At 41.5% G+C, this 21,365-nt stretch carries 17 protein-coding genes; all 17 read right to left on the bottom strand.

The window, feature by feature from the left end:
* Nucleotides 1-25 precede the first annotated feature (25 nt).
* On the bottom strand, nt 26-304 hold the full coding sequence (locus ABXT41_RS04655) for a septum formation initiator family protein (RefSeq protein ID WP_415390362.1): 279 nt from the start codon (nt 302-304) through the stop codon (nt 26-28).
* Nucleotides 305-400: 96 nt separating this feature from the next.
* A complete protein-coding gene (gene eno / locus ABXT41_RS04660) occupies nt 401-1,687 on the bottom strand; it encodes a phosphopyruvate hydratase (protein ID WP_415390363.1) in 1,287 nt (428 codons plus the stop codon).
* 64 nt (nt 1,688-1,751) lie between these two features.
* Nucleotides 1,752-2,621 carry a 3-deoxy-8-phosphooctulonate synthase gene (kdsA, locus tag ABXT41_RS04665; RefSeq protein WP_415390364.1) on the bottom strand — a complete coding sequence of 290 codons (870 nt, stop codon included), beginning with the start codon at nt 2,619-2,621 and terminating at the stop codon, nt 1,752-1,754.
* Between the two features lie 3 nt (nt 2,622-2,624).
* The gene (locus ABXT41_RS04670) at nt 2,625-4,250 is read right to left on the bottom strand and encodes a CTP synthase (RefSeq protein WP_415390365.1); all 1,626 of its coding nucleotides are present in this window, start codon (nt 4,248-4,250) and stop codon (nt 2,625-2,627) included.
* Nucleotides 4,251-4,445: 195 nt separating this feature from the next.
* On the bottom strand, nt 4,446-5,804 hold the full coding sequence (gene tilS, locus ABXT41_RS04675; protein ID WP_415390366.1) for a tRNA lysidine(34) synthetase TilS: 1,359 nt from the start codon (nt 5,802-5,804) through the stop codon (nt 4,446-4,448).
* A gap of 194 nt (nt 5,805-5,998) precedes the next feature.
* On the bottom strand, nt 5,999-6,946 hold the full coding sequence (locus ABXT41_RS04680; RefSeq protein ID WP_415390367.1) for an acetyl-CoA carboxylase carboxyltransferase subunit alpha: 948 nt from the start codon (nt 6,944-6,946) through the stop codon (nt 5,999-6,001).
* A 191-nt stretch (nt 6,947-7,137) separates the two neighbouring features.
* On the bottom strand, nt 7,138-10,635 hold the full coding sequence (gene dnaE, locus ABXT41_RS04685; RefSeq protein WP_415390368.1) for a DNA polymerase III subunit alpha: 3,498 nt from the start codon (nt 10,633-10,635) through the stop codon (nt 7,138-7,140).
* Between the two features lie 160 nt (nt 10,636-10,795).
* Complete coding sequence (gene rnhB, locus ABXT41_RS04690; RefSeq protein WP_415390369.1) at nt 10,796-11,401, bottom strand: ribonuclease HII; 606 nt, start codon at nt 11,399-11,401, stop codon at nt 10,796-10,798.
* Between the two features lie 70 nt (nt 11,402-11,471).
* Nucleotides 11,472-12,614, bottom strand: a complete 1,143-nt coding sequence (lpxB, locus tag ABXT41_RS04695) for a lipid-A-disaccharide synthase (RefSeq protein WP_415390370.1) — start codon at nt 12,612-12,614, stop codon at nt 11,472-11,474.
* Between the two features lie 3 nt (nt 12,615-12,617).
* Nucleotides 12,618-13,394, bottom strand: a complete 777-nt coding sequence (gene lpxA / locus ABXT41_RS04700) for an acyl-ACP--UDP-N-acetylglucosamine O-acyltransferase (protein WP_415390371.1) — start codon at nt 13,392-13,394, stop codon at nt 12,618-12,620.
* Nucleotides 13,395-13,399: 5 nt separating this feature from the next.
* A complete protein-coding gene (gene fabZ, locus ABXT41_RS04705) occupies nt 13,400-13,834 on the bottom strand; it encodes a 3-hydroxyacyl-ACP dehydratase FabZ (RefSeq protein ID WP_415390372.1) in 435 nt (144 codons plus the stop codon).
* Nucleotides 13,835-13,877: 43 nt separating this feature from the next.
* A complete protein-coding gene (lpxD, locus tag ABXT41_RS04710) occupies nt 13,878-14,891 on the bottom strand; it encodes a UDP-3-O-(3-hydroxymyristoyl)glucosamine N-acyltransferase (protein WP_415390373.1) in 1,014 nt (337 codons plus the stop codon).
* A gap of 39 nt (nt 14,892-14,930) precedes the next feature.
* Nucleotides 14,931-15,452, bottom strand: coding sequence for an OmpH family outer membrane protein (locus ABXT41_RS04715; RefSeq protein WP_415390374.1), 522 nt, complete (start codon nt 15,450-15,452; stop codon nt 14,931-14,933).
* Between the two features lie 61 nt (nt 15,453-15,513).
* The gene (bamA, locus tag ABXT41_RS04720) at nt 15,514-17,850 is read right to left on the bottom strand and encodes an outer membrane protein assembly factor BamA (protein ID WP_415390375.1); all 2,337 of its coding nucleotides are present in this window, start codon (nt 17,848-17,850) and stop codon (nt 15,514-15,516) included.
* 71 nt (nt 17,851-17,921) lie between these two features.
* The gene (gene rseP / locus ABXT41_RS04725) at nt 17,922-19,274 is read right to left on the bottom strand and encodes an RIP metalloprotease RseP (RefSeq protein WP_415390376.1); all 1,353 of its coding nucleotides are present in this window, start codon (nt 19,272-19,274) and stop codon (nt 17,922-17,924) included.
* Nucleotides 19,275-19,326: 52 nt separating this feature from the next.
* A complete protein-coding gene (gene ispC / locus ABXT41_RS04730) occupies nt 19,327-20,502 on the bottom strand; it encodes a 1-deoxy-D-xylulose-5-phosphate reductoisomerase (RefSeq protein ID WP_415390377.1) in 1,176 nt (391 codons plus the stop codon).
* 19 nt (nt 20,503-20,521) lie between these two features.
* A complete protein-coding gene (locus ABXT41_RS04735) occupies nt 20,522-21,364 on the bottom strand; it encodes a phosphatidate cytidylyltransferase (protein ID WP_415390378.1) in 843 nt (280 codons plus the stop codon).
* Nucleotide 21,365 lies beyond the last annotated feature (1 nt).

Raw genomic sequence — 21,365 nt, forward strand, 5'->3', positions numbered from 1 at the left:
GCTTGTCATATATTGGAGTTTTCGGTTAGTCTTTTTTTTCAATAACCATATAAAAAGTTTCGCCATTCTTAATCATGCCAAGATTTTTTCTAGCGACCCCTTCAATACCTTCCATGCTACCTTTAATGTTCTTTACCTCGCCCGCTAGTATTAAATTTTCTTCTCGCAGAGTTTCATTTTTTTTCTGCTGTACGATAACTTCACGCTGAAGTGAATGCTTGTGAGCGAGACTGCCCTCACCTACCCACAAGCTATATTGCAAGAGGAGCATGAAACAAATAAGTACAATTAACAACCAGCGCATAACAAGCCATTCTACCGCACAAAATTAACCACGTCAGCGAACCACAAAGGGCAGCCTCTTAAATTATTATGCCAGAGCCTAATATAACTAGAGAGGCTACCTGAATTCTCCCAAACCTCTGTAAGGTGCAGTGCCCTTAAGTTCTGACTCTATACGCAACAGACGATTATATTTTGCAACACGATCGGATCGACATAGTGAACCGGTCTTTATCTGCCCAGCACCAGTTGCAACAGCAAGATCCGCAATAGTGGTATCCTCCGTTTCACCCGATCGATGAGAAATGACGACAGTATAGCTTGAATCTTTTGCCATTTTTATGGCATCCAGCGTTTCTGTTAAAGAGCCTATCTGGTTAAATTTGATTAAAATTGAATTTGCGACACCGAGCTCAATACCTTTACTTAAAATTTTCGTATTAGTAACAAAAAGATCGTCTCCCACTAATTGAACTTTGTGGCCCAACTTTTCAGTTTGATATTTCCAGCCGCTCCAATCAGATTCATCCTGTCCATCCTCAATTGAAATAATCGGATATCGATCACAAAGATCTGCCAAAAAATCAGTGAATTCTTCAGAGCTGTATATTTTTTCTTCGCCAAGTAATTCATATTTACCATCATTATAGAACTCTGAGGAAGCACAATCCAAGGCTAGTGTTATATCCTTACCTAAATGGTAGCCCGCAGCAATTACCGCTTCCTCTATAAGAACAAGGGCTTCAGAGTTTGAAGACAAATTGGGTGCAAATCCCCCCTCATCACCCACTGAGGTGCTAAGGCCTTTACTGTTAAGTATTGCTTTTAGTGAATGGAAAATTTCAGCTCCCATTTGTAGTGCTTGAGAGAAATTTTTGGCGGAAACAGGTTGAATCATAAATTCCTGGATATCAACATTGTTATCTGCATGCTCCCCTCCGTTAATAATATTCATCATCGGCACAGGCATACTGTATTGGCCAAGAGTTCCGTTAATGTCTGCAATGTGCGCATAAAGAGGCAGTTTGCGCGATATAGCTGCCGCTTTTGATGCAGCAAGCGACACAGCCAAAATAGCATTTGCGCCAAATCTAGACTTATTTTCTGTTCCATCCGCTTTGATCATCAACATATCTAGCGACCTCTGATCAATAGCATCGACACCCAGCAAAAACGGTTTAATGATTTTATTTACATTATCGACAGCCTTAAGAACTCCTTTTCCCAAATAACGACTTTGGTCTCCATCTCGCAATTCAAGAGCTTCCTTTGAGCCTGTAGAGGCACCAGATGGTGAACAGGCTGAACCAATACTGCCGTCCATCAAAATCACATCCGTTCCTATCGTTGGGTTACCTCTAGAATCTAGTATTTCATAGGCTCTGATATCAGCAATCTTGCTCATATATAAATTCTCCAAAAAAATAAATACTCTCTCATATAGTATCTATTTAAAAATTTTAAATTAATTATATTTCAAATGCAGGTTGAGATTTGACCAGATCATCTATCTCTTTCATTTGAGCCAGGTAAGGCTCTAGCTTGAGTAACGGCAAAGCGCTAGGTCCGTCACATTTTGCATTATCTGGGTCCGGATGAGCTTCTAAGAATAAACCGGCTAGACCAACAGCGATGCCTGCCCTTCCTAGTTCTGCGGCCTGCTGACGGCGCCCACCAGAAGTAAGCCCCTGGGGATCTCGACACTGAAGTGCGTGAGTCACATCAAAAATAACGGGGAAGCCACCGCTTGTGTCTTTCATAGTTCGAATGCCCAGCATATCCACAACAAGATTATCGTACCCCATACAAGTACCGCGCTCACAAAGAATAAGCTTGTTATTACCACACTCTTTAAATTTATCTACAATGTTAGCAATCTGTGATGGGCTAAGAAACTGAGGTTTTTTTATATTTATAACAGCATCAGTTTCTGCCATAGCTTTTACCAAGTCGGTCTGACGGGCTAAAAAAGCAGGTAACTGCAATACGTCGCAGACATCTGCTACCATTTTTGCTTGATGGGGCTCATGTACATCTGTGATAACTGGAATCTGAAATGTCTCTTTAATTTCCTGAAATATCTTTAGTCCTTCATCTATCCCAACCCCTCGATAAGAATAAAAAGACGAACGATTCGCTTTATCAAACGATGCTTTGAATATGTAAGGTATAGCAAGTTTTTGGGTCACCTCACAAAAATGCTCTGCTGCTTGCATTGCAAGATCTCGAGACTCCAGTACATTAACGCCTCCAAACAACACGAAAGGCTCATTATTGTCTACCGATATACCATCAATATTGATGGTTATCGATGGTACAGATATTTTTGATATAGACATAAATTAGACTCTTTTAGAATGCTTAAGCGCTGCCTTTATGAAACTTGTGAAAAGCGGATGGCCTTCGCGAGGAGTAGATGTAAACTCTGGATGAAATTGACAGGCAACAAACCAAGGGTGTTCAGGTATTTCAACCATCTCAACTAATGTTTTATTCTCCGACCAAGCACCAACCTTCATTCCGCCCTCTTGCAGCCCAGCTACATAATTGTTGTTCACCTCATAACGATGACGATGACGCTCAAAAACTGTATCAGCACCATATATTTTATGAGCCATAGTGCCATGAATTAAGTAGCTAGCCTGCCCACCCAATCTCATTGTTCCACCCAAGTCTGAATCTTCGTTGCGTGTTTCTATCACACCACTACTGTCAATCCACTCGGTTATCAATCCAATAATAGAATGCGGTGTTTTAGGGTCAAACTCCGTGCTATTTGCACCACCTAAATTACAAACATTGCGTGCAAATTCGATCATCGCAACCTGCATGCCTAAGCATATTCCCAAATAAGGTATTCTGTTAACTCGAGCGTGATTGGCTGCCTTAATCTTTCCCTCTACACCGCGCACACCAAATCCACCAGGCACAAGAATTCCACTACAACCATCAAGAAGTGATGATTCGCTTTCAAGGCTCTCTGAATCAACATAACGAATATTTACTTTGGTCTGGTTACGAATACCTCCGTGAGTCAATGCCTCGTTGAGTGACTTATAGGCATCTAAAAGCTCCGTATACTTGCCAACCATAGCGACAGTCAACTCATGCTTTGGATTTAGGTGATTTTCTGCAATCCAGTCCCAATCAGAAAGATCTGGTTCTTTGCAACTCAAGCCAAGTTGCTCTAAAACAGCGGTATCGAGTCCTCGAGTCTGAAGGTCACGAGGAATAGAATAAATACTCCTAGCATCCAATAATGTCACAACTGCTCGTGCTTCTACATTAGTAAATAAGGCTATTTTTTTGCGCTGACCTTCATCAAGCTCAACCACACTTCTACATAACAAGACATCTGGCTGCAAGCCAATAGATCTGAGCTCCTTAACAGAATGTTGTGTTGGTTTAGTTTTAGTTTCCCCTGCTGTAGCAATATAAGGAATAAGTGTCAGATGGATAAGGATAGAATGACTGAACCCAAGATCTAGCTTTAATTGTCGTATAGCCTCAAGAAAAGGCTGTGATTCAATATCCCCGACTGTGCCGCCAATTTCAACAATAGCTACATCATAATCTTTACCACCAGCTAAAATACGTCTCTTTATTTCATCTGTAACATGAGGGATTACTTGCACCGTAGCCCCAAGGTAGTCCCCTCGGCGCTCATGACGAAGAATTGTTTCGTACACTTTTCCGCTAGTAAAATTATTTCGTTTGCACATTTTCGAAGATAAAAAACGCTCATAATGCCCAAGGTCAAGGTCAGTTTCAGCGCCATCTTCAGTTACAAAAACCTCTCCGTGTTGTGAGGGACTCATGGTTCCGGGGTCGACATTCAGGTATGGGTCTAGTTTAAGAATCGTAACATTGAGGCCTCGGGCCTCAAGAATGGAACCCAGCGAGGCTGCCGCAATACCCTTCCCTAAAGAAGATACAACACCACCTGTAACAAATATATAACGCGTCATTTGGATCCCTGTCAGTACACTAGGCTCAACGTAAATAGCTCGATTAAGCTACATTTTTGAATAAAATATATCCCTATATCATCAAAATAAAAAATTATTTCAAGAACAGAAGGGCAACTATTTTAGTTGTTATGATGATAAATTAGCCTACCAGAGATGGCTGATTGTCTCAATCTATTACTACAGTGTAGACTGCTAAAAAAATCGCCACTGTAGCTCAACACCGAGCTCATTTGCTGAGGCAAAAAATCCATCGCAAATCCACAAGTCGCCAACTGCTGCTAACTTCCCGTCAATATAAATAAGCGGCACCTTGCTACGAAGCCAAGGCTCAAGAGCATACTCTTGAAATAATTTTTTTAGTGTATTCGAGCCACTGCGTCCGAATGGCTTACAACGCTCGCTGCCAGCACGGAAGCGAATCTCTATATCGCACTGCTTGGATATTCTCAATCCCCCAGTACTTAATAACTTTGTTGATATGCTTCCCTTGTTAGGCAGCATAATTTGATTAATTCCATCCCATTTTATACTTGGCTGCATAGTTATTGCCGACTCTCCTGTGTCCGCTACATAGTGATTTGAGTCACTAGAATCTGCTGGTAAGAGGTATAATCTTTTTTTAAACCGTCGTAACTGTACGCCGGCCCAGACTATTAAAGGCCTAGCATCAGGACGCGCCAATAGCATTTCATTTGAAACCACCCTAAGAACACTATGCCTGGGTGATGGTAATCTATGCGCGGAGGCCCAATAGCGGAGCACATTTGCCTGTCTTGACTCCTCTAGACATGCAAGATCATCAATAGAAATACTCCAGCCAATGCGTTCAGACTTTTCAGACATACCAGTAAGGTCTTGTGCAGCCAGAACTTCTGTCAAATGGCCCGAATCTGCACAAAGATTTGCAGTATGATTCAGTTTAGACAAGCAGTCAGGCCAGCGTTCAGATATTATCGGTAACACTTTATGTCGCAAAAAATTTCTATCAAAGCTCACATCTTTATTGCTTTCATCTTCTATCCATTCCAAGCCATGAATGGAAGCGTAGGACTCAAGATCAGCTCGAGAAAATGCTAGCAATGGCCTGAATAGCCCGCCAAGACCCAATGGCCTAGATATAGGCATTCCGGACAAGCCCTTTGTGCCAGCGCCACGAAGTAGCCTATAAAGAACTGTCTCAGCCTGATCATCCGCATGGTGAGCAAGCAGCAATAAATCAGTTTTATCTAGTAATTTTCTAAAAATATCATAACGAATCTCTCTCGCGGCCTGCTCTAATCCAAAGCCCTTATTTTCAACCTTAATGGTCTCGACAATTAGAGGTACCCCCAATTTGGAACAGCAGTCTTTGCAATGTTGCTGCCAGTTATCTGCATTTATGGATAATTGATGATTAATATGGATCGCGGTAAAAGATTTTGGTCCAACCAAAGAAGCCATTATATGAAGCAATACATGAGAATCCAGTCCACCACTATAGGCAACATAAAGGTGCTCAGCATTGTTAAACGTGGGAAAATATCTAGAAAGACAAGAGACTTGAAGCGACATTAAGGTTCTGCAATTTTAAACTAAAGTACAACGTTACTGGCAATCAAAAGAAATGACAATAAATAGTGCGCTAAAAAATTATAGATTTTTCAATCACAATAGAGCGTATAACGCCCAGCAGGGCTGACAAATAAAACAGAGACGCTTCAAAAAATGCCCAACAATATTTTTCTTTTGCAATTAAGCATACTTTATCAATTACCATAACTCATCAAACGTTTATAACGCTTCTCAAGCAGCTCATCAATAGGGACTTCGGTAAGCTCATCGACCTGTCTAATTAAGCACTCTTTAAGGCTAGCTGCCATAGTCTCAATATTACGATGCGCCCCGCCATTGGGCTCAGAAATAGTTTCATCTATTATTCCTAGCTCCTGTAAAACTGTAGATGTAACACCCATCGCTTCAGCTGCTTCAGCAGCTTTAGTTGAGGTTTTCCAGATAATATTTGCACAACCTTCCGGTGAAATAACAAAGTAAGTAGAATATTGGAGCATGCTAAGATGGTCACCAATGCCGATAGCTAATGCGCCGCCAGAGCTACCTTCACCGATAACAGTGCATACTATAGGTGTCTTTAAGCGAGACATAACTGCAAGATTTCTGGCTATAGCCTCACTAATTCCGCGTTCCTCAGAATCGATTCCTGGATATGCTCCAGGTGTATCAATTAGTGTGACAACAGGCATCTTAAAGCGTTCAGCCATCTCCATTAAACGCAAGGCTTTGCGGTACCCTTCAGGCTTTGGCATCCCGAAATTTCTATATACTTTTTCATTAACACCTCTGCCTTTCTCTTCGCCGATAATAACAACTGGCTTATCGGCCAATCTCCCTATACCGCCTATGATGGCTTTGTCATCTCCAAAATGTCTATCACCATGCAGTTCATCAAAATCGGTGAAAACCCGATTTATATAATCTGTAGCATGTGGCCTAAGAGGGTGCCTTGCAATCTGGACAGTTTGCCAAGAAGTGAGGCCTGAATATATTTTCTTAGTAAGCTTTTGACTTTTTTCTTCAAGCTTGACGATTTCCCCGGTAATATTGATATCACTATCGTTGCCCACCAAACGAAGCTCTTCAATCTTTGCTTCCAGCTCCGCAATAGGTTGCTCAAAATCCAAATAATTTAAGTTCATGTAAGACTATCATCCATAATATTTATACCAAAAAGACAAAAATTTAAATCCAAAAAAATTCGCTAGATAAAAACACATATCGTGTCGGGAGTAAATTTCTAATTAATTAAATAAATGAAAGTTAAGATTTATTGCTTGGCTATAAGCCGTGCTGGCACTTAATTTTTAACCTGTAAATACTTCCGACATGCCTAGAATCTTAAGTGCACCATCTCGCTACCAACCATTTCTTTTAATCTCTGCAATAGTTCATCCTTAGGGGATACCAGCCATTTTTTATCTAGGGCTATTTCGCATAAAGCTTTAGGGTTGCTATAGCAAATACGAACTGGACATTTTCCTTCATTATATGGAAGCATAATTTCAGAAATATCACGAATAGTAAACTCCTGAAAATCCTCATTGCTCAAGTCAATAACAATACTTTTTAAATGATTGAGCCGGGCCTCATACAAAGTATTAATTTGATCTGCGCGCATTTTAACTCCATCAGTATAATCGTCTATAGATACCTGCCCTTGCACCACTAAAAATTCATCTTTAATAATTTTTTCACGGCAGCTACTAAAAACATCAGAAAAAACTGCTACCTCAATTCGAGCACTTTTATCGTCGAGGGAAATAATGGCCATGCTATCGCCACTTCGTGTTCTGATCATTCTTGTACCCACAACCAAGCCCGCAACAGTCTGGGTAGATTTTTCTGGTTTTAATTCACAGATACGATGTCTGATAAAGCCGTCCAGCTCATCGATATACTCATCAGCTGGGTGTCCAGACACATATAGTCCCAATGTATCCCTTTCTCCCCCCAACCTTTCCTTGACAGTCTCACAACGAATATCATTAAAATTCTTGTACCCAAATTCAGGGGATAACTCTAACGCCTTGTCTCCAAAAAGATCTGTCATCCCGCTAACAGCGTTATGAGTCCGCTGCTCAGCCATCTTGACTGCCTCACTCATTGCTGCCAGCATAACTGCACGCTTAAACCCTATCTCGCCAATTGGCCCTATACTATCCATTGTCCCTGAACGGATAAGTGCTTCTAGAGAGCGTTTATTGATTTTTTTCCCATCTACCCTTGAGCAAAAATCAAACAAGCTAACAAAGTCTCCGTCTTTATCTCTTGCAGAGATGATACTGTCGACAGGGCCCTCACCTAAGCCTTTGATAGCCCCAAGCCCATAGATCACTTCTCCCTGATCAGAGACCTTGAAACAGAAGGTGCTTCGATTAATATCTGGTGACAGCAGTGCTAAGCTTCGATCGCCGCACTCTTCAACCAACTTTACCACCTTGTCCGTATTTTGCATGTCAGCAGACAAAACTGCTGCCATAAATTCAGGCAAGTAATGTGCTTTTAGGTAAGCAGTTTGATAGGCAAGAAGCCCATATCCGGCAGAATGAGATTTATTAAAGCCATACCCAGCAAATTTTTCCACTAAATCAAATATTTTTATAGCAAGGCTAGGATCAATGCCTTGATTTTGCGCCCCTGTTTCAAAAATTTCTCGCTGTTTCGCCATCTCTTCTGGCTTCTTCTTACCCATGGCGCGGCGCAAAAGGTCTGCTTCACCCAAAGTATATCCAGCAAGAGTTTGAGCGATCTGCATTACCTGCTCTTGGTATACAATGACACCATAAGTGGGTTCTAAGATGGGCCTAAGACTTTCATGTTGAAATTTTTCATCAGGATAAGCAACTTTTGCTCTTCCATGTTTACGGTCAACAAAATCATCCACCATGCCAGACTCAAGCGGACCAGGCCTATATAAAGCCACTAACGCGACAATATCCTCAAAAGAATTGGGCTCTACGCGCTTCATTAAATCTTTCATGCCCTGGGACTCTAACTGAAATACAGCCGTTGTCTCGCCTTTCTGTATAAGGGTATAGGTTAAAGAGTCATCTAATGGAATATCATTAATTACAAGGGGCTCATTTTTTGTATTCTGCCCCCGCTGATTTACAATTTTTACGGCACAATCTATTATAGTGAGTGTTCTTAGCCCCAAAAAATCAAACTTTATCAAGCCTGCGCTTTCTACATCATCCTTATCAAACTGCGTAACAAGACCCTCTCCAGACTCATCACAGTATAACGGAGAAAAATCTGTAAGTTTTGTTGGCGCAATAACAACACCTCCAGCATGCTTGCCTGCATTCCGAGTAATGCCCTCAAGCTGAAGTGCCATATCCCATATTTCTTGAGCTTCCTCGCTACTAGCTAAAAAATCTTTCAGGATATTTTCCTGCTCAACAGCCTTTTCAAGGGTCATCCCAATATCAGCGGGAATCATTTTGGATAATCTATCTGCTAAACCATAAGGCTTGCCTTGGACTCTTGCTACATCACGAACTACAGCTTTAGCTGCCATTTTTCCGAAGGTAATAATTTGAGAAACAGCATCACGGCCGTATCGATCTGCAACATACGCAATAACCCTATCACGATTGTCCATGCAGAAATCTATATCGAAATCTGGCATAGAAACCCGCTCTGGATTCAAAAATCTCTCAAAAAGTAAGCCATACTGCAAGGGATCAAGGTCTGTAATACCAAGGGTGTAAGCAACTAAAGAGCCAGCTCCAGAGCCTCGACCGGGACCTACAGGAATGTCATTTTTTTTGGCCCACTGAATAAAGTCCATGACTATCAAAAAGTAGCCCTGATAGCCCATTTTAATAATAATTCCAAGTTCAAAGTGAAGTCGGTCAAAATATACTTTTCTTTCCTTCTCTAGGCTTTTGTCAAGAGTACCGAGTATTTTTGAGAGACGCTTTTCTAGCCCCTCCACAGATAGTTTTTCAAAAAATACATCCTTCGTCAGCCCCTCTGGAACAGGATATTCAGGCAGGAAGGTTTCCCCTAGTTTAAGCTCCAGATTGCATCGCAAGGCAATCTCTATTGTATTTTCAATAGCTTCAGGTATATCGTTAAAAAGTTCAGTCATTTCTTCTGCTGAACGAAGGTGTTGCTCGTCACTATATGTGCGCACCCTCCTAGGATCGTCTAACACATATCCCAGGCCAATACAGACTCTAGATTCATGGGCCTCGAAATGACTAGAATCAAGAAACCTAACATCGTTGGTGGCAACTAAAGGGCAATCAAACATCGAAGAAAGTTGTACTGCATTATGAATAAAATCCTCTTCGCCTGGCCGCCCAGTCCTATTCAGCTCCAAATAAAATCGCTCAGGCAGGACACTAAGCCAGCTTTGCAAGCACTCCTCAGCCTGCTTTTTGTTCCCAGATAGCAATGCTTGTCCAATATCACTTTGATGTCCGCCAAGTACGATTAAGCCTTCTGATGATTCTTCGATCCAGCGCTTTTGAACCAAAGGCTCGCCACGCACTTGCCCCTCCTGGTAAGCGCGAGAGATCAGTCTTGTTAAGTTCTGATAACCCTGTAAATTCATCACTAGGAATGTAAGATCAAATGGTTTGATGCCCTCAATATTGCTTCGAACACGGAGGTCGGCGCCACAAATAGGTTTTATTCCGGAAAGATGTGCTGCTTTGTAAAATTTAATCAAACCAAAGAAGTTTGTAACATCTGTGAGGGCAACAGCAGGCATGCCTAGTTCAACCACCCTATTCACTAGAGGGTTTATGCGCACAAGGCCATCAACAAGAGAATACTCGCTATGCAGGCGGAGATGGACAAATGAAGGCGCAGACATAAAAAATTAAACCTATAAAATGCCCTAATACCTAAGGCCAAATATATCTTGCATTGTATAAATTTACGACTTAACACAGATCGAAGTCTACTGCTTATCCTACTGCATCAGCCCCTATGATTATATAGAAAGAATAATTATACAAAGACAGTTGCAGTACTTAAGCATCCATACTCTTAAAGGGTTCAAAGGACTTTCTGTGTATAAGGCTTGGGCCCAACCTCCCTATAGCCTCAAAATGTTTTTTTGTTCCGTAGCCTTTATGACAATCAAACCCATAACCTGGATATAACTTATCAAAAGCGATCATTTCTTCATCTCTGTGAACCTTGGCAAGAATTGATGCTGCGCTAATAGAGGGGACCTTGTCATCACCCTTAATTATAGACTCTGAAGCATAACGCCATAACGGCAAACGATTTCCATCAACCACAACATATTCTGGATCTATCCTTAATCCTTCAACGGCACGCTCCATAGCCATCATGGTTGCTTCAAGTATATTGAAGCGATCTATTTCTTTCACCGTAGATCGCGCTACATTCCAGCACAGTGCTTTTTCTTTAATTTCAACAGCTAACTCTTGGCGACGTTTCTCAGAGAGTTTCTTTGAGTCTGCAAGCCCAAAAATAATATTTTCTGGGTGAAGGATAACTGCAGCAGAAAAAACATCGCCAGCCAAGGGGCCTCTGCCAGCCTCATCAACGCCAGCAAGCAACGAGCCTTGATATGCTAACCTGAGTACTTTTTTTTCAGCAAATACCACACTCAAACTCTCAATCTATTTTAAATACCTAGTGACCCCAGCAGGCTACAAAAACAGCAGTCACCCATACCTAGGGGGCGCCGATCAACGCCACCAGAGCCTTAGCCGCTGCTTCATTGCCACCACATTTTAGTGATTCATGGATAGATATAAACCTTTTTTGTAGCTTTTTTGCCTGCTCAGGGTGCTCAAAAAACCTCATTACTGCACCTGAAAGATTTTTTATAGTTGCGTTCTCTTCCAGGAATTCCGGAACCAACGGTTCGCCCGCAAGAAGATTTGGTAGTGCCACATATTTAACTTTCACCATTCTTGAAACCAAGGCATAAGTTAGCCTTCCTAAGCGATAAGCTACCACCATGGGTTTTTTTAAAAGCATAGCCTCTAGCGTCGACGTACCCGATGAGAGTAACACTACATCTGCTGCTGCCATCGCTAGGAGTGACTGATCATCCAAAAGTACCACTTCCAGCAATGGATGATCATCTAGTATTTGATCTAACTGGGACTTGCGCTCTAGGGTAGCGGCAGGAATAATCACCTGCAAGTCAGGCAAGCTATTTTTGCAGTGTTGCGCTACATTTAAAAATAAACTCCCCAACTTCTGTATTTCTGATGCCCTGCTTCCAGGCATTAATGTTAGAACTGGTCCATCGGTTAACCCTAATGCTTGACGCGCTTTATTTTTTTCCCCCTGTATTGGAAGCTCTTCCGCCAAGGGGTGCCCAACACATACTACAGGTATACTATGTTGCTGATAAAAAGATTTTTCAAAAGGAAATAATGTAATCATTAGGTCGACAGCGCGAGCAATTTTTTTAACTCTGCCTTGCCTCCATACCCATACAGAAGGACTTACGTAATGGGCAGTTTTAATACCTTTATTCCGTAATTTTTCCTCTAGGCCAAGATTGAAGTCTGGAGAATCAATACCCACTACGAGATCAAATTTTCCATCACAAAAATACTGAAACAAATTTTTTCTAATTCGAAATAATTCTGGTAGTCTTTTTAATGGCTCAATAAACCCCATCACAGAAAGCCTGTCGATAGGAAACAGTGACACAAAACCCTCTTTGGCCATCTTGGAGCCACCTATTCCCTCGAAAATTGCATCAGGGTAATAGACTTTTAGTGCGCAAATTAGCCCAGCGCCCAACTGATCGCCGGAAGATTCCCCTGCAACTATTCCTATTTTATAAGGCTGGATCATAGCTTAGCGAATGATTCCGCGTGAAGACATTTTTACTGAATCTAACAATAGATTAACCTCAGAATATTGCGATGCAAGCACATGAAGCTTTATCAGCGCATCATCTAGCGAAAGTCCTTGGCGGTAAAGTATTTTGTACCCCTGCTTGATCGCTAAAATGGCGTCCTTGCTGAAACCTCTGCGTCTAAGACCTACTGAATTAATAGTTTTAGGTTCTGCAGGAGAGCCAAAAGCAGTAACGTAAGCAGGGACATCTTGGGGTAAAAATGCTGCCGGCCCAATTAAAGTATGTGCTCCAATAGAGACGAATTGATGCACTAGTACATAGCCCGAAAGAATTGCCCAGTCACCTAAATTAACATGGCCAGAGAGGGACGCGTTATTGACCAAAATACAGTTATTTCCCACCACGCAATCATGGCCTATATGCACATAGGCCATCATCAAATTATTGCTACCGATAAGGGTCAAGCTATTATCCTGGACAGTCCCTCTGTGAATCGTAACCCCCTCACGAATAGTATTATTATCGCCTATCTCTAGTCGAGTGGGCTCTCCTGCGTACTTTAAATCTGGTGTATCCTCACCTATGGTAGAAAACTGAAAAATACGATTATTTTTACCTATAACAGTTGGGCCTTTTATGACAACATGAGCGTGGATCACGCTGCCGGCTCCAATTTTGACATTGGCACCTATAAGGGTCCAGGGTCCAACTTCGACGCCTTCAGCCAATTCTGCAGTAGGGTGAATGATTGCACTTGAGCTAATAAGAGACATAATCTTCAGGCCGACTTCAAAGCACAGAGTATGGTGGCCTCGCAGGCCAACTCGTTGTCAACGGTTGCTCTGCATTTGAATCGCCAAATTGTTCGCTTCACTGAGTCAATTTTTGCTTCTAACGTCAGCTTGTCTCCAGGTATAACCTGGCGCTTGAAGCGAACACCATCCACTCCAGCGAACAAATACAGCACATCATCGTCTGCATACTTGCCAGCAGTAACAAAACCCAGTACTCCTGCTGCTTGAGCCATCGCTTCGATAATCATTACCCCTGGGAAAATTGGTGTACTAGGAAAATGCCCATTAAAAACATCCTCATTAGCTGTAATATTTTTATAGGCCAAAATTCTGTCACCCGGATCTATTTCTACAACACGATCCAACAAAAGGAATGGATATCTTTGGGGTAAACGCTTCTTTATATCATTTATATTCATTAAGTTATCTCTAGACACCTAAAAGGTAAAGTAGTACCGAAAGTTATATCTTTTTTTCTAATGCATTGAGCCGCTGAGCTAGGTCATTTAGCTCGTTGAAACGAACTGCATTTTTTTTCCATTTTTTCGTATGAGTCAGCATTATTCCTGATGAATATGAGCCCGGCTCAGATATTGACTGCCTAGCAATACTGCCGCCAGTAATTTGAACGTTATCGCAAATTTTTAAATGGCCTGATACTCCGGTTTGTCCGGCAAAAATACAATTTTTACCCACTACCGTACTTCCTGATATGCCGGAACATCCGGCAATAGCTGTATTTTCACCAACATATACATTGTGAGCAATTTGCACATGATTATCGAAAATTACACCATCTTCAATAACGGTATCGCCGAGGGCTCCTCTGTCTATAGTGGTGCAGGCACCGATTTCTACTCTCTTACCTATAACGACTCCACCTAACTGATGAATTTTTGTCCAATGGTTTGGGCTCCTAGCAAAACCAAATCCATCTGCCCCAATAACAGCGCCGCTATGCACAATGGTCTCACTACCTATGGTAACTCCATGATAAATAGAAACATTTGAATAAATCTTACAATAATCCCCAAGAATAGAGCCGTCGCCTATCGTAGTATTAGCACCCACCTGACAACTGGCACCAATAGTCACATTTTCTCCAAGCACTACATTTGGGCCTATCGCGGCAGTCTTGGAAATTTTAGCACTAACCGCAATAACTGCTGTCTGGTGGATGCCTGCTGCTACAATAGGTGCTTTATTAAAAAGCGCTGACACCAGCGCATAAGCAAGGTAAGGGGAGTCCACAACAAGTGCATTACCAGAATAATCCGATAAACCTGATCGCGAAATAATTACTGCCCCTGCTTTAGTACAAGATAAAAATTGCTTATAGAGAGGATTCGCCAAAAATGTTAATTCTGCCGAATCTGCTTTCTCTATAGTATTTAAGCCAGAAATTTTATACTGGCTGTCGCCTACTAGCTCTGCCTCTATGTGTTTAGCTATATAGTCTAATGAATAACTAGGCATTTTTTATCTGCTTCAATATATTTCTTTCGCTCAAGAGAGTTATTTCATTTTCTTGTTAAGCCGATCGATCAGCTTTGATGTGTAATCTACATTCGCGCCACCAAAGATAGCTGTCTCTTTCCTAAGAAGGAGTGTTATTTCTTCCTCCTTGATCATCTCTTGCAGGGCCTCTTTGATCTTATCTTCCATGGCTTTCACAACTCTTGTCTGTAATGCTTTTTGCTCAGATTGAAGTTTTTTCTGAATTAGCTCTATATCTGCCCTGAGAAAACCCATATTTTTTTGAGCATCCTGATTCTGCTGGGCAGACCAGGTCATGCCCTTGTTTTCTATCTCTGTATTTAGTTTCTTAACTTCCTCCAATAGGCCGTCAAACTTCGATTTCATGGCTGAAAATTCTTTACTTGTTTCTATTTTTTTAAACTCAGCTAAAGCATATTCGGTATTAAACAACGCAGCATCTGGGGCCACGATGCCTATCTTCATAATGGACTGCTCTGCAGTAACGTTTACTGAGATTAACGTCGCCAAGGTCAATATTAATATATTTGCTATACGCACTTTCTTCTCCTTATAAGTTTAAATCTAGTTATTATTTTTTTATGCAGGTTCCTACTATACTTTAAAATCCACCACCCATATTAAACTGGAATGTTTCTTTTTCATCCTCTTTTCCTGTATTAAAAGGCACTGCAAAACTAACAGATATGGGACCAAAACTACTCTTCCATGTACCCCCAATGCCCATAGAATACCTCAAGTCTGCTAAATCTGGCTCTTGGCAAAAGTCCTCTGAAGTGTTTCCACAGTCATCGGAAAAGACATTACCAGCGTCCATGAAGACGGTCATTTGAACAAGTCTCTTATCCTTCAAAAATGGCATAGGGAATAAAACTTCTGCTGTACCCTCCATAACAACATTGCCACCAAAAGGCTCGGCTTCATGTTCGTAGCCGGCCGTCAGAGGAACGTCTCTCGGGCCAAGTGTATTTTGCTCGAAACCACGAACTGAACCATTACCTCCTGAATAAAAGTTCTTGAAAAATGGAAGATTTTCAGTGTTGCCGTAACCATCTCCATAGCCAAAATTTGAATGTAGATGCAGAGTGAGGTCTCTGCTTAATGAATGAAAAAATTGACCATCATAGTTAAACTTATAATAATTCAGATCACCCGCCGGCAAAGTTAACTCTGCTGATATTCTGTGCGATTGACCCCTTGTTGCATCAAGGCCTGCGCCGTTAAGAGTGGACACCCCCCAGGATAAATTACTAGTAAATATATGGTAATCTTCTCCTTCTTCATCTAAAAATTTTTCCATAAGTCTTGTCTTGAAGGATCCGCCAGAATCAAGCTCAAGATTTTCATATCCAAGCCCAAAACCAATATTTTGAACTTCAGATATAGGGTAGCTGAATGAAGTAGAGGCCCCTTGGCTTTCTGTCGTATAGCTAGATATGTTTCCTTCGTCATAATCTTTCTTTTGTGCAAAAACCATAAAGCCCGCACTAACACCGTCATCTGTAAAATATGGATCCGAATAATTCAAGGATAAATTTGTTTGGAAGCCATTTTGACTTAAACCTAGTTTTAATCTGTTGCCGGTACCGAGGAAATTACTTTCCGCTATATTGGCGCCCAGGGTAAGTCCATATGTCTGCGCAAACCCCAAGCTTGCTCCGACAGTTCCTGAGGGTTGCTCCTCCACTGTATAAAAAACATCGACTTGATCACTTACCCCAGGAACAGGACGAGTTTCAGATTCTACCGACTTAAAAAATCCTATTCGCTGCAGTCGATTCTTGGACCACGCAATCTTCTCACTAGAAGCAGTAGCACCTTCGATTTGACGCATTTCTCGTCGCAAAACTTCATCCATTGTTTTGGTATTTCCACGAAACTCAATCCGTCTGACATAAGCTCGGGTTCCAGGATCTATGTAAAATGTCAATTGGGTAGTTTTGGCTTTTTCATCCATCTGGGTGACGCCCTTAACCTCAGCGAAAGCGTATCCATCGTTACCTAGCCGAGCAGAAATTCTTTCTGCTGAGCGGGTCATAATCACCTGAGAAAACGTTTCTCCCTTCTTCTGAATAATCAATTCCCTAATCTCATCCTCGGATATAGTAGGATTACCAGCGAGAAGAATTTCAGAAACAGTGTAAATACTGCCTTCGTTTATATTTATTGTTATAAAGACTGACTTGCGATTTGGGCTAATAGTTACCTGGGTAGACTGTATTGAAAAATCAAGATAACCTCTATTAAGATACCAAGATTCCAGTCTTTCTATGTCTCCAGTTAACTTCTCTCGATTATATTTATCATCTTGAGCAATAAAAGATAATAAATTAGATTTCTTTAATTCAAACAAAATCTTAAGGGTGTCGTCATCGAAATCTTTATTTCCAACAATATTAATACCTGATATTGCTGCAACATCACCTTCATCTATTTTAATCGTTACTACCACCCTGTTTTGAGGGAGCTCCTCAACGTCTATGTCGATTCCAGCACCATATCTACCCTGCTTTACGTACTGTCGCTCAAGTTCTTGACTCATTCCCTCTAGAATTGCCTGACGAAAAATCTGCCCCTCAGCCAATCCAGCATCACTCAAAGACGTTATTAAGGTCTCCTCTGGAATGGCCGTATTGCCCTCAATAATCAACTTAGCTACCGCAGGCCTCTCTGAAACGGAAATAATTAACACGCCATCATCGCGAGAAATTTTTATATCATCAAAAAATCCTAATCGAAATAAATCTCTTGTAAGATTACGAATATTTTCACTATCAATGGTATCTCCAACGCTGACAGTCAGTGAGGAGAATATAGTGCCCGATGAAACGCGCTCAAGGCCATCGACTCTGATGTCTTCAATTTGAAATATCTCTGCGCGAACATTGAGAGAAACCACGAGCAGGCATAAAAAAAGGAAAAGGGATTTCATTGACATCAATTTACTCTTTTTTTAATTTAACCTTGATTGCGCTAAAAACAATCACCCGTGCCATTAACTACAAAAAATTAATTTAATATATCATTGTACAGGGCTAACGACATCAACCCAACCACCAAAAATATACCTGCCCTGAAGCCCAGCATCTGAATTCTTTCAGGCAAAGGCGAGCCCTTGATAGCTTCAATCACAAAATACAAAAAATGCCCACCATCCAAAACTGGGATTGGCAGCAAATTCATAATACCTAAGCTGACACTCAGTAATGCCAAAAATCCTAAATAGGCTGCCAGTCCATATTCGGCTGACTTGCCGGCCACTTTACCAATGCTAATAGGCCCGCTCAAGTGCTTTATCGATATGTCACCTATCAGCATCTTTTTAACTGAGTCCAGAATCATAACAGAAGTTGCCCAGGTTCTACTGAACGCCTCAGCTAGCGCGCCAAGCGGGCCGTATTCAACATTAAAATACATATTTTCCGGCCAATCTACTGACTTCACAGATATTCCGACTTGACCAAAAACATCTCCTGCGTCTGATACAATTTTTTTAGGAGTTATTTTTGTATAAAATACATCATTTTCTCGCTTCACCTTGATATCTATAGTTACCTCAGGTCGATCACGAACATATGCTACCCATGCCGCCCACTCTGTCAGGGGGAGATTATCAGCAGACAAGAGAAGATCGCCAGATATCAGGCCGGCTTGCGCTGCTGGACTACCGGGAACTATGGTGTCAGCCCTAGGAGTCACTGCAGGAGCATAGGGCACCACCCCTATACTTGACAATGGATTTAATTTTTCATCTCCAGCCATCCAGTTTTCGAGTTGTCCATGATGCTTATAGTATGCAGGCTCACCAGGTAGTTTAACTGTAAAACTAATGACACCTGACTCTCCCATGCGACCTAAAAGCTGCTCATGAAATTTACGCCATGTTGGGGTTTTCTTTCCATCAACAGCTACAATCTGATGTCCGACTTTAAGACCAGCCTTATCAGCAATAGAATCAGGAGAAATTGATCCAATAATGGGCACTATGCCTGTCACCCCCTGCAGAAATAATGCCCAATAAATAAGAATTGCCAGCAGAAAATTAGCTGCGGGGCCCGCCAAAACAATAGCCATTCTCTGCCAAACAGTTTTTTGAGTAAAAGCAAAAGCTAAATCTTCCGGGAGTACGTCACCTTCTCTCTCATCAACCATTTTAACGTAGCCGCCAAGAGGCAGTGCTGACAAAACAAACTCAGTTCCCCTGCTGTCACGCCAGCCTAAGACCTTGGGGCCAAAACCAATAGAAAAACATATAACCTTCACTTCGCAAATTCTGGCTACAAAAAAATGACCAAATTCATGAAAGGATATTAATAAGGCCAATGCGAGCAATGTATAAAAAACTGTTGAAAGTAGGTCCACTAAGCCTCCGCTTTAGTCTAAATTAGAAAATTTCTTATAAGTTAAATTACTTCTAAAAATGATTTATAACAAGTCTTGCTGCTAATTCTCGAGACCGACGATCGCAATTTTGAATAGCATTCAATGAACTTAGTTCTACTATTGCTGTTTCTTCCAAAACTATGGCGACAACTTCTGATATTTGTGTAAATAAAATTTTATTTTCAAGAAAAGCCCCCACCGCCACCTCATTGGAGGCATTCAGCGCAATAGGCGCACTACCTCCCTTGTGGGCGGCCTGTATAGCTAAAGCCAAACAAGGGAAGCGCGACAAATCTGGTGCCTCAAAATCTAAGCGTGCCGCATTAATAATATCTAGGCTGCTTACTCCAGAAGAAATTCTTTCAGGCCACGCCATGGCATGTGCAATTGGAGTCCTCATATCAGGATTCCCTAATTGGGCTAAAATAGAGCCATCTAGATACTCTACCATTGAGTGAATAATACTCTGAGGATGGACGACAATCTCTATTTCACTAGGGGAGACACCGAAAAGCCAGCAAGCTTCGATCAGCTCAAGCCCCTTATTCATCATAGTTGCAGAGTCTACTGATATTTTTCTACCCATCGTCCAGTTAGGATGAGAACAAGCCTGGTCTGGCGTCATTGTTCGCAAGCTATCCAAGTCAACCGATCTGAAAGGGCCGCCTGATGCGGTTAGCAATATTTTACGAACGCCGCATCTTTGAGTGCCTGTATAATCAGAAGGAAGGCATTGAAATATCGCGTTATGTTCACTATCAATCGGTAGTAGCATGCCGTCGGCTTGACGCACTGCATCTATCAGGAGGGAGCCCGCCATAACCAAAGATTCTTTATTTGCTAATAAAATCTTTTTTCCCGCATTTGCTGCTTCCAATATTGGTAATAGCCCAACAGCACCGACTATGGCTGCCACCACTGTGTCGACTGAGAGATCTTTAGACACAAGACATAAACCATCAACTCCAGATAAAACCTTTGTATTTGGAGAGGAGCTTTTAAGTAATCTCTTCAAAGTATCTACTTTTGATGGGTCAGAAACTACAGCGAAAACAGGCTTGAATTTTTCACACTGAGCAGCCAGATCAGCGACTCTCGTATGGCAGCTTAGAGCAAAAATCTTAAATCGATCCGGGTGTTGAGAAACGATATCTAGAGCATTAACACCAATAGATCCTGTTGATCCCAGAACTGTTAATATCTGCATAAATTACCACAACTGGCCTTCATAATTGAAAGCTACTATAAATAAAAATTAAGGTGAAAACAGGCAATGCAGCAGTAAGGCTATCCACGCGGTCTAAAACACCGCCGTGACCTGGTAAGATATTTCCGCTATCTTTCACCCCTCGATGGCGTTTCATCATGCTTTCCAGTAAATCTCCAACCACAGCAGCTAAAACTGTGGCCATTACGATAAAAAATAACATTAACCATTCTGTCAAATTTAACTTTAAAAAAATCCCAAGCAAAAAAGTTAAACAGAGATTCGCAATTATCGCTCCCAAGAAGCCTTCCCAGGTTTTATTGGGACTTACATTTGGAGAAAGCTTATTTTTTCCGAATCTGGAGCCAGAAAAATAGGCTCCAATATCAGCAGATGCAACGATTAAAACAACAACAAAAACTAACCATTTTCCATTATCTAAAGAAGTTAAAATTACTATTGACAGCCAAGTTGGAACCAAAACAAGCAACCCCATTAACCCTCTCACGCAACGACTACCCCAAAGTACAGCGCTACTTGGATACCCTTGGATCCATAACAGAGCTATCGCCCACCACGGAACAAGCCAAGTCATTAAGACTTTAGCAGTGTCCAAATGAATTGGTGTTGTTTTGGCTAGACCTAAAATGTAGCCTGATAGAATCAAGATGCTTAATACAAAGAAAGCATAGAGCAGCTTTAAAGGAGGAGTGAGAAGACCGGACAATCTCGCCCATTCCCAGCCCGCATAAACAATTACGACTGCTGAGAAAACAGAGAATGCATAGGACTCGAGAAAAAATAATGCAGCACTAAAAATTATAGCTATAAATATGGCTGTTATAATTCTCTTTTTAGGCACA

Source organism: Porticoccus sp. Uisw_050_02, from assembly GCF_047729555.1.
In the GTDB taxonomy this organism is placed as follows: domain Bacteria; phylum Pseudomonadota; class Gammaproteobacteria; order Pseudomonadales; family Porticoccaceae; genus Porticoccus.

Bases quoted from the DNA above. Each gene is read 5' to 3' on its own strand.
- kdsA (WP_415390364.1), bottom strand. From the start codon at position 2,621: ATGTCTATATCAAAAATATCTGTACCATCGATAACCATCAATATTGAT.
- ispC (WP_415390377.1), bottom strand. From the start codon at position 20,502: ATGCAGATATTAACAGTTCTGGGATCAACAGGATCTATTGGTGTTAAT.
- dnaE (WP_415390368.1), bottom strand. From the start codon at position 10,635: ATGTCTGCGCCTTCATTTGTCCATCTCCGCCTGCATAGCGAGTATTCT.
- ABXT41_RS04680 (WP_415390367.1), bottom strand. From the start codon at position 6,946: ATGAACTTAAATTATTTGGATTTTGAGCAACCTATTGCGGAGCTGGAA.
- ABXT41_RS04655 (WP_415390362.1), bottom strand. From the start codon at position 304: ATGCGCTGGTTGTTAATTGTACTTATTTGTTTCATGCTCCTCTTGCAA.
- eno (WP_415390363.1), bottom strand. From the start codon at position 1,687: ATGAGCAAGATTGCTGATATCAGAGCCTATGAAATACTAGATTCTAGA.
- lpxA (WP_415390371.1), bottom strand. From the start codon at position 13,394: ATGTCTCTTATTAGCTCAAGTGCAATCATTCACCCTACTGCAGAATTG.
- fabZ (WP_415390372.1), bottom strand. From the start codon at position 13,834: ATGAATATAAATGATATAAAGAAGCGTTTACCCCAAAGATATCCATTC.
- lpxB (WP_415390370.1), bottom strand. From the start codon at position 12,614: ATGATCCAGCCTTATAAAATAGGAATAGTTGCAGGGGAATCTTCCGGC.
- bamA (WP_415390375.1), bottom strand. From the start codon at position 17,850: ATGTCAATGAAATCCCTTTTCCTTTTTTTATGCCTGCTCGTGGTTTCT.
- lpxD (WP_415390373.1), bottom strand. From the start codon at position 14,891: ATGCCTAGTTATTCATTAGACTATATAGCTAAACACATAGAGGCAGAG.
- ABXT41_RS04670 (WP_415390365.1), bottom strand. From the start codon at position 4,250: ATGACGCGTTATATATTTGTTACAGGTGGTGTTGTATCTTCTTTAGGG.
- tilS (WP_415390366.1), bottom strand. From the start codon at position 5,804: ATGTCGCTTCAAGTCTCTTGTCTTTCTAGATATTTTCCCACGTTTAAC.